Raw genomic sequence first — 11,332 nt, forward strand, 5'->3', positions numbered from 1 at the left:
CGGCGGACCAGCGGATTTCGGCCGGGCCGGCCTCTCACGGCGCCGCGAACCGCCGTGCCGGATCGCGGTGATGAGCGGCTGCCCGCTCGACCCGGTTCCCGTCGGCGGTCGTTCCGGGCCGGCCGGCCGGGTGGTCGAGCCGGTCCACGAGCCTCTGGTGCCGATCGCGGGCGTGTTCGCGGCGCGGCAGGCAGGTGACGAACTCGGGGTGCCGGGACACGAATTCGCGGAGCACCCGCAGGTCACGGCCGGTGGTGGCTTCGGCCGGGAGCGTGCCGACCAGGCCGAACGTGGCGGCCGGCATATTGCACACCGCCGCGGCGTCGCCCAGCGCCTCGACGTGGATGTGCCCGTCGGACTCCTCCATACGCCTCCCACCCGGAAGGCAGCCCGGCCCTCGTTTCTGGACGGTAGCCCGGCCCGTGCACCGGGACGGTAGCCCAGCCTTCCCGATGCGGAAGGCAGCCCGGCCCTCGCGTCGGGACGGTAGCCCGGCCCTCCCGCCCGGAAGGCAACCCGCCGTTCCCATCAGGCCGGTAACCCGCCCTGCCCGCTGGGCCGGTAACCCGCCCTGCCCGCCGGGACGGTATCCCGCCCCTGCCCGCCGGGACGGTATCCCGCCCCTGCCCGCCGGGACGGTATCCCCAGTCGTCCGCTCGCGGGTATCCGCGTGACTCCTGGCCCGGTCCGCAGTTGATCAGCGCATGAAGAAGCGCAGCATGCTCGCCATCGCCTCCCTGGCCACCGGATTCGTCGTGGCCGCCGTCACCCCCTCCCACGCGGCGGACAAGGGCTCCCTCAACGGCCTCAACGGTCTCAACGCCCTCAACGTCCCGGACACGCTCAGCTCGGCCGGTCACCCGATCACCCTGGACAGCCTCTCCATCGACGACCAGCCCCACGGGCAGCGGTAGGCCCGACGGTTCACGGCGCGCGTGCCGGTGTCCCCGCCGAAGGGGGCACCGGCATTCCCGTTCCGGCGCCCTAACCGGGACGGGGTTTCCGTGGCAGGGTGGAGCGGGCAAGCCTCAGGGGGCCAACACAAGAGGGGGGAGTCCGTGACCGTCGTCTGGATCAACGGCGCGTTCGGTGCGGGGAAGACCACCACCGCACGGGAGCTGATCGAGCTGATCCCGAACAGCACGCTCTTCGACCCCGAGGTCATCGGCGCGGGGCTCACGCACCTCCTGCCGGCCAAGCGCCTCGCCGAGGTCGGTGACTTCCAGGACCTGCCGATCTGGCGCCGGCTCGTGGTCGACACGGCGGCCGCGATGCTCGCCGAGCTCGGTGGGACCCTCGTGGTGCCGATGACCCTGCTCCGCCAGGAGCACCGCGACGAGATCTTCGGCGGCCTCGCCGCCCGCAGGATCGCCGTGCACCATCTGCTGCTAGCCCCGGCTGAAACGATCCTGCGACAGCGAATAGCCGGGCGGGAGATCCCGCCGGACCTGCCCGACGGCGAGATACGGCAGCAACAGTGGGCCTACGACCACATCGAGCCCTATCGCGCCGCCCTCGCCTCCTGGCTCACCGCCGACGCCCACCTCGTGGACACCAGCGCCCTCACGCCGTGCGCGACCGCAGTCCGCATCGCCGACGCCGTCGGCAGCGGTGCCGTACCGCCCTGCGACATCGTGCAGACCCCCGAGCCGACCGCCGAGACCCTCGCCGCCGGGGTGCTGCTCTTCGACGAGCGCGACCGGGTGCTGCTCGTGGACCCCACCTACAAGCCCGGCTGGGAGTTCCCCGGCGGCGTGGTGGAACGCGGCGAGGCACCGGCCCGCGCCGGGATGCGCGAGGTCGCCGAGGAGACCGGGATACGACTGCGAGAGGTGCCCCGGCTGCTCGTCGTGGACTGGGAACGGCCGGTGCCGCCCGGCTTCGGCGGGCTGCGGCTGCTGTTCGACGGCGGCCGGCTGGAGTCCGGTGAGGCGACCCGGGTGCTGCTGCCGGGCCCTGAGCTGCGCGGCTGGCGCTTCGCCAGCGAGCAGGAAGCCGCCGGGATGCTGCCGCCGGTCCGCTACGAGCGGCTGCGCTGGGCGCTGCGGGCCCGCGAGCGCGGGACCGCGCTGTATCTGGAGGCCGGTGTGCCGGTCGGCTGAGCCGGTCGCCGAGGGCCGGGTCCGCCGCGGGCCCCCCCGACGGACGGGCGTCGTGCGATGGCCGGCCGCCCTCTCGCGCCGGGGCCGGGCCCACCACGTCGCCTCGCGACCGGCGCCGGGCGGCAGCGGGTGTGCCCGGTGATCAGGCGGCGGCCACCATCTCGCGCAGGGCCGTCGCGGCGCCCGCCAGCACCGCGTCCCCGTGCCCGAAGCACGCCACCTCCGCCTCCAGCTCGGCCAACCGGCACAGGGACGCCAGGAGTTGGCGCCGGTCGAGGTTCAACACCCCCGGCATCACCGATCCGTCGACCGGCGAGGCCGCCACCGTGTCCCCGGTGAACAGCACGCCCTCCTCGGGCAGGAACAGCGCGATGCTGCCGTCGGTGTGCCCCGGCACGTGGATCACCCGGGCGCCCCCGCCGAAGTCCAGCACATCGCCGTCCGACACGCCGGTGACCGCGGCGGGCGGCACCGGCGTACCGCCGGGGAGGAGCTCGGTGGCCGCCGCGTGGATCGGCAGCTCCCACTCCTCGAACCGCGGGGGCGGACCGGGGAGTTCGCCCCGGATGAAGGGGGCGTCCAGGGGGTGCGCCAGCACCTCGGCCCCGCTGAGTGCGGCGAACTCGCCCGCCCCGCCCGCGTGGTCCTCGTGGAAGTGGGTCAGCACGATCCGCCGTACGTTCTCGGGTGCGTGCCCGAGATCCTCGACCGCCTCGGCGATCGCACGGCCGGCGCCGATCGTGCCCGCGTCGATCAACGTCAACTCATCGTCGTCGCGCCAGAGATAGGCCTGACCGACCGGGAAACGCAGGAGGTGCAGCCGGGGGAGCAGTTCGATGACGTCCATGCGCCGACGGTAGGCGGCGCCCCCGCCCGTGGGCGAGGGCGCTCTGCCGGAGGCAGAAGGGCTCAGCCCGCCGCGTAGTTGCGCAGGAAGAGCGCCTCGGCGACCGACAGCCGCTCCAGCTCCTGCGGGTGCACGCTCTCGTTGACCGCGTGGATCTGCGCCTCCGGCTCGCTGAGCCCGATGAGCAGGATCTCCGCCTGCGGGTAGAGGTTGGCCAGGGTGTTGCACAGCGGGATGGAGCCGCCCTCGCCGGCGTACTGCATGGTCTCGCCCGGGTAGGCGACCGCCATCGCGTCGGCCATCGCCTGGTACGCCGGGCTGGAGGCGTCGGCGCGGAAGGCCTGGCCCTGGCCGACCTGCTCCGTGGTGACCCGGGCGCCCCAGGGGGTGTGTGCCTGGATGTGCGCCTGGAGCAGCTTGGTCGCCTCCGTGGCGTCCACGCCCGGCGGCACCCGCAGGCTGATCAGCGCGCGGGCGCTGGAGTGCACGGACGGGGTGGCGCCGACGACCGGCGGGCAGTCGATGCCGAGGACGGTGACGGCCGGACGGGCCCAGAGGCGGTCGGCGACCGAGCCGTTGCCGATCAGTTCGACCCCGTCGAGCACCTTGGCGTCCGCGCGGAACTGCCCCTCGGTGTACTCCAGGCCGTCCCACGTCCCGGTGGCGTCGAGACTGTCGACCGTCGTGGAGCCGTCCTCGGCGCGCAGCGAGTCCAGCACGCGGATCATCGCGGCGAGCGCGTCCGGGGCGGCGCCGCCGAACTGGCCGGAGTGCAGGTTGCCCGCGAGGGTGTCGATCCGCACCCGGACCAGGGTCATACCGCGCAGCGTGGTGGTCACCGTCGGCAGGCCGACGCGGAAGTTGCCCGCGTCGCCGATCACGATGGTGTCGGCCTCCAGCAGCTCCGGGTGCTCCTCGGCGTAGCGCTCCAGGCCGCCCGTGCCCTGCTCCTCCGAGCCCTCGGCGATCACCTTGATGTTCACCGGGACGCCGCCGTTCGCCTTCAGGGCGCGCAGCGCGAGCAGGTGCATGATCACGCCGCCCTTGCAGTCGGCGGCCCCGCGGCCGTACCAGCGGCCGTCGCGCTCGGTCAGCTCGAACGGCGGGGTGGTCCAGCCCGCCTCGTCCAGCGGCGGCTGCACGTCGTAGTGCGCGTAGAGAAGAACCGTTTTAGCGCCCTCCGGGCCCGGCAGGTAGCCGTAGACCGACTGCGTGCCGTCCGGGGTGTCGAGCAGGGCCACGTCGACGAATCCCTCGGCACGCAGCGCGTCGGCGACCCAGTTCGCGGCGGCCTCGCTCTCGCTCTTCGGGAACTGCGTGAAGTCCGCCACCGACTTGAAGGCGACCAGTTCGGCCAGCTCCGCCTTGGCCCGGGGCATGAGCGAGGCGACGGTCTCGGCGACCGGATTCGACGACATGGGCACGCTCCTCGTGGGTGCGACGTTGAACGGGTTGAACAGGGTATGTGCCCCGATACTCCCACAGTGGCCTGCGACGACGGCCGCCGTAGGATGCGAGGGACACTACGGCAGCGGCTTGATCGGAGCGGTAGACCAACGTGAGCGGCGAGAACTCTTCGGCGGACGGCGTGGAGCGGGTGTGGGACGTCGTCGTGGTGGGCGCGGGACCCGCGGGGGCCTCGGCCGCCTACGCGGCGGCGGTCGCGGGACGCCGCGTGCTCTTGCTGGAGAAAGCCGAACTGCCGCGGTACAAAACCTGCGGCGGCGGCATCATCGGCCCCTCGCGCGACGCGCTGCCGCCCGGCTTCGAGCTGCCCCTTCGCGACCGGGTGCACGCGGTCACCTTCTCGAACAACGGCCGCTTCACCCGCACCCGCCGCTCCAAGCAGACGCTGTTCGGGCTGATCAACCGGCCCGAGTTCGATCAGCAGCTGGTGGAGCACGCCCAGAAGGCGGGCGCCGAGCTGCGTACGGGCGTCACGGTGCAGCGGGTCGAACAGCACGGCTCGGCGGTCCCCGACCGGCGCACGGTCGCCGTCGTCCTGCAGGGCGGCGAGACGGTGCTGGCCCGCGCGGTCGTCGGCGCCGACGGCAGCGCCAGCCGCATAGGGGCGCACGTCGGGGTGAAGCTGGACCAGGTGGACCTCGGCCTGGAGGCGGAGATCCCGGTCCCGGAGTCGGTCGCCGAGGACTGGAAGGGACGGGTGCTCATCGACTGGGGCCCGATGCCGGGCAGTTACGGCTGGGTGTTCCCCAAGGGCGACACCCTGACGGTCGGTGTGATCTCCGCGCGCGGTGAAGGCGCCGCCACCAAGCGGTACTTGGAGGACTTCGTCGCCCGTCTCGGCCTGTCCGGCTTCGAGCCGGCCATCTCCTCCGGGCACCTGACCCGCTGCCGCGCCGACGACTCGCCGCTGTCCCGGGGCCGGGTGCTGGTCTGCGGTGACGCGGCCGGGCTGCTGGAGCCGTGGACCCGCGAGGGCATCTCCTTCGCGCTCCGCTCGGGCCGGCTCGCGGGGGAGTGGGCCGTGCGCATCGCGGAGGCGCACGACGCGGTGGACACCCGCCGCCAGGCCCTGAACTACGCGTTCGCGATCAAGGCCGGGCTCGGCGTCGAGATGAGCGTCGGCAAGCGGATGCTGGCCGTGTTCGAGAAGCGTCCCGGGCTCTTCCACGCGGCCCTCACCGGCTTCCGTCCCGCATGGAGGGCCTTCCGGGACATCACCCAGGGCTCGACCTCCCTGGGCGAGATCGTCCGCGCCCACCCGATCGCCCAGCGCGCCCTGACCGCGCTGGACCGGGAGCAGGCGGTCCCGGTCGAGGAGCCGGCCGGTTCCTGACCGGCCCGGCCTGGACGGGGCTGCGCGGACCGCGCCGGTGGGGGACGGCGTGGTCCGGGGCCGGGGGCCGCAGCCCGGCGGAGGATCCGGTCAGTTCATGACCGTGATGTGGAAGACGGGGTGGTCGGGGGCGATGCGGCGCAGGTCCTCGTCCGGGGAGTCGGGGCCGACGCCGTCGAAGAAGACACCGACCTCCGCCTTCCAGCGCCTGAGGTAGGCCCGCAGCAGCGGGACCTTGTCGTCGTCGGCGATCTCGGTGGCGCTGAAGACGTCCACGTTCCTGCCGAGCCGCAGTTCGCCGCCGCCGGCCGCCCGCATGTTGTGGGTCCACTGGACATGCCCCCGGGGGGCGAGCAGGTACTGCTGTCCGTCCACCGTCAGCAGGTTCACCGGAGTGGTGCGCCACTGTCCGCTCTTGCGTCCGCGCACCGCGAGGACCCGGGAACCCCAGACACTGACCCCGCGCCGGGTGAGCCAGCTGACTGTCCGGTTGAAGACGTTGACGGTGAACCAGCCCGGCTTCTTGACGTGTGTCGACATGGTGACCCCCACGGTTTGGGAGAGCGGTGCTCTCGCTCGACTTCAGTGTGGGGGAAACAGGCGCTCCAGGGCAAGAGCAGTGCTCTCTTTTGTGTGCGCCGCTCTCTGTTCATGGCACACTGCTGGTATGAGCACCGCACAGGGCGCCCGGGCGCGGGCCAGGACGGAAGTCACGGCAGCCATCAAGGAAGAGGCGCGCAGACAACTCGGGAAGGAAGGGGCGGCCAAGCTCTCGCTGCGGGCCGTCGCCCGCGAACTGGGCATGGTCTCCTCGGCGCTCTACCGCTACTTCCCCAGCCGTGACGAGCTGCTCACCGTCCTGATCATCGATGCCTACGACTCCCTCGGCGAGGCGGCCGAGGCGGCCCATGCAGCGGCCGCGGGTGCGGATCATGTGCGGCGCTGGACGGCCGTGTGCGAGGCGGTGCGGGCGTGGGCCCTCGCCCATCCGCACGAGTACGCCCTGATCTACGGATCGCCGGTACCCGGCTATTCCGCCCCCGAGGCCACCGTCCCGGCGGCCTCGCGCGTCGGCCTGCTCCTCATCGGCATCGTGCGCGACGCCCTCCAGGGGCCCGGCCTCGCCGACCTCCCGCTTCCCGCCGAGCTGCGTCCCGAGGCCGAGCGTATGACGGCGGACCTCGCGCCCGACCTGCCCCCCGAGGCGGCCGTGGCGCTGGTCGCGGCCTGGTCCCAGCTGTTCGGGCTGGTCGGATTCGAGCTGTTCGGGCAGTTCCACCGAGTGGTGGAGGACCGGGACGCCTTCTTCCGGCATGCGGCGGCACGGCTCGCCCGGGGCGTGGGGCTGGTCGGCCCGTGACGCCCGGAGGCCGGGCCCGGCTCCTGCCTATGCACCGGGAATCAGGACGACCTTCCCGGTCACCGTGCCGGACTCCGCCAACCGCATCGCCTCCGCGACCTCGGTGAGCGGCAGCCGGGCGGCGATCCGTGCGGTGACCTCGCCGCGTTCCAGGGCGTGGAACACCTGGGTGAGGTCGGCGCGCAGCCGACTCCGGAAGCGGTCCTTGGCCAGGGCGCGACCCGCCCAGACGTTGAAGAAGTGAGCGCGGCGGCCGTTGGGCAGCGTGTTCCACCACCACACCCGGCCGAGGATCTTCAAAACGGGCCACTGCTTGGAGCCCGAGTCGTCCCGGGTGGTGGCGCTGCCGTAGGCGACGAGGGTTCCGCCGGGGGCGAGCAGCCGCCAGGAGTCGGTGACGCTGCGCCCGCCGAGGTGGTCGAAGACGGCGTCGACCCCGTCGGGGGCGAGTTCCCGGACCCGGGCCGGGACGTTCTCGGTGCGGTAGTCGACGGGGGTGACGCCCAGTTCGCGCAGGGCCGCGTGGTGGCGCGCGGACGCCGTGCCGATCACCTTCAGGCCGGCCGCACGGGCGAGCTGGACCAGGACTGTGCCGACTCCGCCGTTGGCGCCGTGCACCAGGACCGTTCCGCCGCTGCGCACCCGGGCCTTGCGATGCAGCATCTGCCACGCGGTGATCCCGTTGACGACCAGTGTCTCCGCCTCCGCCGCCCCGATCCCGGCGGGCACCTCGACGGCGTCGGCCGCGTCGAGCACCGCATGGCTCGCCCAGCCGCCGACCTTGACCAGCGCCGCCACCCGCTTGCCGACGAGGCCCGGTGTGACGCCGGTACCGGTCGTGAGAACCGTGCCGACCAGGTCGTAGCCGGGCACGAACGGGAACGGCGGCTGGTCGTAGTAGCGGCCCCGGCGCATCTGCTGCTCGGCGAAGGACACCCCGGTGGCCTCCACCTGCACCACGATCCGCCCGGCCCCGGGCAGCGGAACGTCCCGGTGTCGGAGCAGCAACTCCTCCGGCTCGACCGTGCCCGGCAGGACGACCTCGACGAGTTTCTTGCTTTCCATGACGACCTCCGGGTCGGAGAGGGGTGGCTGGTGCACCACCCATCGCTAGATTGCTTCGCTTGAGTTAGAAGCTATAACCAAAATGACTTCTCCTAGCCCTGGTGTCAATGCTTCGCCGTGGAATCCGTTACGACCTCTTCCTGCAGTGATAGCCTGAAACAAACGGCGAGGAGGGCGAAGGCGATGGCGGCAGGCGCGGCGAGTCCCCGGGAGCGGTACCGGAGCCAGGTGCGGGCGGAGATCAAGTCGAAGGCCTGGGATCAGATCGCCACCTCGGGCGCGTCGGGGCTGTCCCTCAACGCCATTGCCAAGGAGCTGGGCATGAGCGGCCCTGCGCTCTACCGGTACTTCGGCGGCCGGGACGACCTGATCACCGAGCTGGTCCGAGACGCCTACCGCAGCCTCGCGGACACGTTCCGCGCCGCGGCCGACGCAGGCTCGGGGCTGTCCGGTCTGGCCCGGGCGATGCGCCGCTGGGCGCAGGAGGATCCCCAGCGCTATTTCCTCGTCTACGGCACACCGGTCCCCGGCTACCGGGCGCCGGACGACACCACCGGGACCGCCCGGGAGATCATGGCCGTCCTGCTGGACGCCTGCGCGGCCGAAGAGCCCCGGGCCGCGTCGCCCGACGCGCTCGAGAGTCACCTCGCGGACCATCACGGCTGGGCGGGCGACCACCCCGCCCCGCCGCCCGTGCTGCGCCGGGCCCTGGCGTTCTGGACCCGCCTGCACGGGGTCCTCTCCCTGGAACTCGCCGGCCACTTCACGGGCATGGGCTTCGACCCGGAGATGCTCTTCACCGCCGAGGTGAATGCCCTGGCGGACGGAGAGTGAGCGGACGGGCGGCCGTACTTCGCCGGGAGTACGCGTGATCACCTCGTCCGGCTGACGTCCGTGCCGCCCGGCGGCGTCTACCGTGGCCTGCATGGAAGAGCAGCGCGCCCCAGGTCAGTGGTGGCGGCACGGGCCGCCGTGGCGGGGAGCGCCCGACGAGACGGAGCCGCCCCGGGCCCACCGGCCCTGGCGCAGCACCGTGCTGCTCACCGCGTTCGTCCTGATCGGCAGCCACTTCGCGGCCCACAGCCAGCCCCACCGCCTGCCCCTGGACGGCTACGCGCGCGTGCTGCTGCTCGTCGCCCCGGTCCTGCTGCTGTGGCGGCACCGGCACCCGGTGGCCGTGGCCTACGGCACTGCGGCCGCGACCCTCGTCTACCTCGCCGCGGGCTACCCCTACGGACCGGTCTTCCTGACCGTCGCCGTCGGCTGCTTCAGCGCGGTCGTCGCCGGGCACCGGCGGGCGGCCTGGGGGGCCGTCGGCCTGCTGTGGGTGGGGCACGCCCTGGTCGCCCTCTGGCTCTACCGCTGGCTCCCGCCCTCGGGCGACAAGGGGGCGAGTGTCTACCAGGAGATCGGCATCGGCGCCTGGGTACTGGCCGTCATAGCCCTGGCGGAACTGGTCCGGGTGCGGCGCGAGCAGTGGGCGCGGGAGCGCGCCGACCGGGCTCAGGCGGCGCGGCGCCGCGCGGATGAGGAACGGCTGCGGATCGCCCGCGAGTTGCACGACGTCCTCGCGCACAGCATCTCCGTCATCAACGTCCAGGCCGGCATGGGGCTCGCGCTGCTCGACAGCGACCCCGAGCAGGCGCGGACCGCGCTCACCACCATCAAGGCCGCCAGCAAGGAGGCCCTCGGCGAAGTGCGCCAGGTGCTCGACACCCTGCGCGCCCCCGGCGCCGCGCCGCGCGCCCCCGCTCCCGGCCTGGGCCGGTTGCCGGAGCTGGTGGAGCAGGCGGCCGCGGCCGGGCTGACCGTGGAGATCGAGGGCGAGTCGCCGCAGCTGCCGCCCGGTGCCGACCTCGCCGCCTTCCGTATCGTCCAGGAGGCGCTGACCAACGTCGTACGGCACTCCGGATCGCGGCACGCGCGCGTGCGGTTCGCCCACGACGGCGACGCGCTGCGGCTGCGCATCGACGACGACGGTCCGGCCACCGGCGACGACGCCGGGGGCAGCGGGAAGGGGCTGGCCGGCATGCGGGAACGGGCGGCCGCGCTGGGTGGCACCATCGAGGCGGGCCCGCGCCCCGACGGCGGCTTCCGGGTGCTCGCCGTACTGCCGTCGCACCCCAGGGAGGACCAGTGATCCGGGTACTGCTCGCCGACGACCAGTCGCTCGTGCGGGCCGGTTTCAGGGCGTTGCTGGACGCCCAGCCGGACATCGAGGTGGCCGGGGAGGCGTCCGACGGCGAGGAGGCGCTGCGCCAGGTGCGCGAACTGCGGCCGGACGTCGTCCTGATGGACGTCCGCATGCCCCTGATGGACGGTCTCGCCGCGACCCGGCGCATCACCGGCGACGCGGAGCTGAAGGACGTGAAGGTGGTCATGCTCACCACCTTCGAGCTGGACGAGTACGTCTTCGAGGCGATCCGCTCCGGCGCCTCCGGTTTCCTGGTCAAGGACACCGAACCGGAAGAACTCCTGCGCGCGGTACGGGCGGTGGTCCAGGGCGACGCGCTGCTGTCGCCGGGCGTCACTCGCCGGCTGATCGCGGAGTTCGCGGCCCGCTCCAAGGAACCCGCGGCGGCGGACGCCCTCGGCCGGCTCACCGAGCGCGAGCGGGAGGTGATGGCGCTGGTCGGCATCGGCCTGTCCAACGAGGAGATCGCCCGCCGGCTGGTGGTCAGTCCGCTCACCGCCAAGACCCATGTGAGCCGCACGATGGTGAAGCTGGGCGCGCGAGACCGCGCCCAACTCGTGGTCCTGGCCTACGAGTCGGGATTGGTACGGCCCGGCTGGCTGGGCTGAGCCGCCTGCCGGAAGCGCACCAGCACGCTCACCACCCGGGCCGCGAACACGACCGGTGCGACCGTCATGCCGAGCCGCAGCAGGACCTTGGACAGCAGCGGCGGCAGCTCGAAGAGCAGTGCCGGCCCGGCCACGGCCCCGAACAGCACCGCCGCCGCGAAGGCGGCGCTCACCAGCGCGTAGCCGATCTCCACCGTCGCCGCGTCCTGTTGGACCTTGCGGCGTCCCCCGTGTGCGTACATTCCCCCAGCTTCACAGACGGGCGCCCCGCCGGGCCAAAGGCCCCCCCCGAACCCCCGGTGGATGCTTCCCCCAAATAAACGACCCCCACCCCCACCCCATCAGCCACCACCACC

General features: G+C 73.0%; 13 protein-coding genes. 7 read left to right on the forward strand and 6 right to left on the reverse strand.

Features of this window, described 5'->3' with window-relative positions; translation table 11 throughout:
- Positions 1-34: 34 nt before the first annotated feature.
- Positions 35-367, reverse strand: a complete 333-nt coding sequence (locus ACWGJ5_RS20820; RefSeq protein ID WP_453311139.1) for a hypothetical protein — start codon at positions 365-367, stop codon at positions 35-37.
- Positions 368-704: 337 nt separating this feature from the next.
- Between ACWGJ5_RS20820 and ACWGJ5_RS20825 the strand changes: the two genes are divergently transcribed.
- Positions 705-914: a hypothetical protein gene (locus ACWGJ5_RS20825; RefSeq protein WP_453311140.1), complete on the forward strand. Its 210-nt coding sequence runs from the start codon at positions 705-707 to the stop codon at positions 912-914.
- A gap of 144 nt (positions 915-1,058) precedes the next feature.
- Positions 1,059-2,102, forward strand: a complete 1,044-nt coding sequence (locus ACWGJ5_RS20830) for an NUDIX hydrolase (RefSeq protein WP_453311141.1) — start codon at positions 1,059-1,061, stop codon at positions 2,100-2,102.
- Between the two features lie 142 nt (positions 2,103-2,244).
- Here the strand turns inward: ACWGJ5_RS20830 and ACWGJ5_RS20835 are convergent, their stop codons facing one another.
- Entirely contained in the window at positions 2,245-2,949 is a 705-nt protein-coding gene (locus ACWGJ5_RS20835) for an MBL fold metallo-hydrolase (RefSeq protein ID WP_453311142.1), read from the reverse strand.
- A 62-nt stretch (positions 2,950-3,011) separates the two neighbouring features.
- Positions 3,012-4,367: a M20/M25/M40 family metallo-hydrolase gene (locus tag ACWGJ5_RS20840; protein ID WP_453311143.1), complete on the reverse strand. Its 1,356-nt coding sequence runs from the start codon at positions 4,365-4,367 to the stop codon at positions 3,012-3,014.
- A gap of 140 nt (positions 4,368-4,507) precedes the next feature.
- Between ACWGJ5_RS20840 and ACWGJ5_RS20845 the strand changes: the two genes are divergently transcribed.
- Positions 4,508-5,749, forward strand: a complete 1,242-nt coding sequence (locus ACWGJ5_RS20845) for a geranylgeranyl reductase family protein (protein ID WP_453311144.1) — start codon at positions 4,508-4,510, stop codon at positions 5,747-5,749.
- A gap of 90 nt (positions 5,750-5,839) precedes the next feature.
- On the opposite strand, the gene ACWGJ5_RS20850 is transcribed toward ACWGJ5_RS20845, so the two are convergent.
- Positions 5,840-6,289 (reverse strand): nitroreductase family deazaflavin-dependent oxidoreductase, encoded by a 450-nt coding sequence (locus ACWGJ5_RS20850; protein WP_453311145.1) that lies wholly within the window; start codon positions 6,287-6,289, stop codon positions 5,840-5,842.
- Between the two features lie 127 nt (positions 6,290-6,416).
- Between ACWGJ5_RS20850 and ACWGJ5_RS20855 the strand changes: the two genes are divergently transcribed.
- Positions 6,417-7,109, forward strand: coding sequence for a TetR/AcrR family transcriptional regulator (locus tag ACWGJ5_RS20855; protein WP_453311146.1), 693 nt, complete (start codon positions 6,417-6,419; stop codon positions 7,107-7,109).
- Positions 7,110-7,136: 27 nt separating this feature from the next.
- On the opposite strand, the gene ACWGJ5_RS20860 is transcribed toward ACWGJ5_RS20855, so the two are convergent.
- Positions 7,137-8,174 (reverse strand): medium chain dehydrogenase/reductase family protein, encoded by a 1,038-nt coding sequence (locus ACWGJ5_RS20860; RefSeq protein WP_453311147.1) that lies wholly within the window; start codon positions 8,172-8,174, stop codon positions 7,137-7,139.
- A gap of 183 nt (positions 8,175-8,357) precedes the next feature.
- Between ACWGJ5_RS20860 and ACWGJ5_RS20865 the strand changes: the two genes are divergently transcribed.
- From ACWGJ5_RS20865 to ACWGJ5_RS20875, 3 genes are all read left to right on the forward strand, one after another.
- Positions 8,358-9,008, forward strand: coding sequence for a TetR/AcrR family transcriptional regulator (locus ACWGJ5_RS20865; RefSeq protein WP_453311148.1), 651 nt, complete (start codon positions 8,358-8,360; stop codon positions 9,006-9,008).
- 82 nt (positions 9,009-9,090) lie between these two features.
- Positions 9,091-10,314: a sensor histidine kinase gene (locus ACWGJ5_RS20870; RefSeq protein ID WP_453311149.1), complete on the forward strand. Its 1,224-nt coding sequence runs from the start codon at positions 9,091-9,093 to the stop codon at positions 10,312-10,314.
- Positions 10,311-10,976, forward strand: coding sequence for a response regulator (locus ACWGJ5_RS20875; protein WP_453311150.1), 666 nt, complete (start codon positions 10,311-10,313; stop codon positions 10,974-10,976). Before ACWGJ5_RS20870 ends, ACWGJ5_RS20875 begins: the two co-directional genes overlap by 4 nt.
- On the opposite strand, the gene ACWGJ5_RS20880 is transcribed toward ACWGJ5_RS20875, so the two are convergent.
- Entirely contained in the window at positions 10,937-11,218 is a 282-nt protein-coding gene (locus ACWGJ5_RS20880) for a DUF6332 family protein (protein ID WP_453311151.1), read from the reverse strand. The two genes, ACWGJ5_RS20875 and ACWGJ5_RS20880, sit on opposite strands and share 40 nt — an antisense overlap.
- Between the last annotated feature and the right edge of the window lie 114 nt (positions 11,219-11,332).

It is taken from the genome of Streptomyces sp. NPDC054783, from assembly GCF_053611725.1.